The following is a 511-nucleotide window of genomic DNA, read 5'->3' as shown; positions in this document are numbered from 1 at the left end:
CTATTGGTCTGCGGATTGAGTGCCGCAATCGAGGCAACGTGAACGATGCTGCCTTTCCCTGCGGCCAGCATGTCGGCTCCGAAAGCTCGAGCACACAGCAGATAGCCGGTCAGGTTCACGGCGATGGCCTGGTTCCAATCCGCGATCGACACCGTGTCGAGAGGTCCGGCCCGCAGCAGCCCCGCATTGTTGACGAGCACGCTAGCCGGGCCGAGCGCTGCACGAACCGCGCCGGCTGCCTCGGCAACCGAGGCCTCATCCGACACGTCGCAGCCGATCGCCTGCGCCACCGCACCGGCGTGCCGGAGTTCGGCGGCGACACCTTCAGCGCCGCCAAGATTCCGGTCCACCAGCGCCACATGTGCTCCGACACTGGCGAACGCGCGCGCGATACCGGCGCCGATGCCACTGCCCGCACCCGTGACCACGCAGACCGTTCCGTTCCGTCCAGGTTCAGCGAGTAGGGGCCGACGCGGCGGCGCTAATTTCGAGTTCCTGTCTCATGTAGTTA

The 511-nt window shown here is 66.3% G+C and carries 1 protein-coding gene; it reads right to left on the bottom strand.

Features of this window, described 5'->3' with window-relative positions; translation table 11 throughout:
* Nucleotides 1-428: SDR family NAD(P)-dependent oxidoreductase (locus AWB81_RS44165; protein WP_374730561.1), on the bottom strand; the 428-nt coding region annotated here is incomplete at its 3' end.
* Nucleotides 429-511: the final 83 nt, after the last annotated feature.

The sequence above is a fragment of the Caballeronia arationis genome, assembly GCF_001544975.2.
Classification (GTDB): domain Bacteria; phylum Pseudomonadota; class Gammaproteobacteria; order Burkholderiales; family Burkholderiaceae; genus Caballeronia; species Caballeronia arationis.
This window is presented reverse-complemented; position numbering and strand designations above follow the sequence as displayed.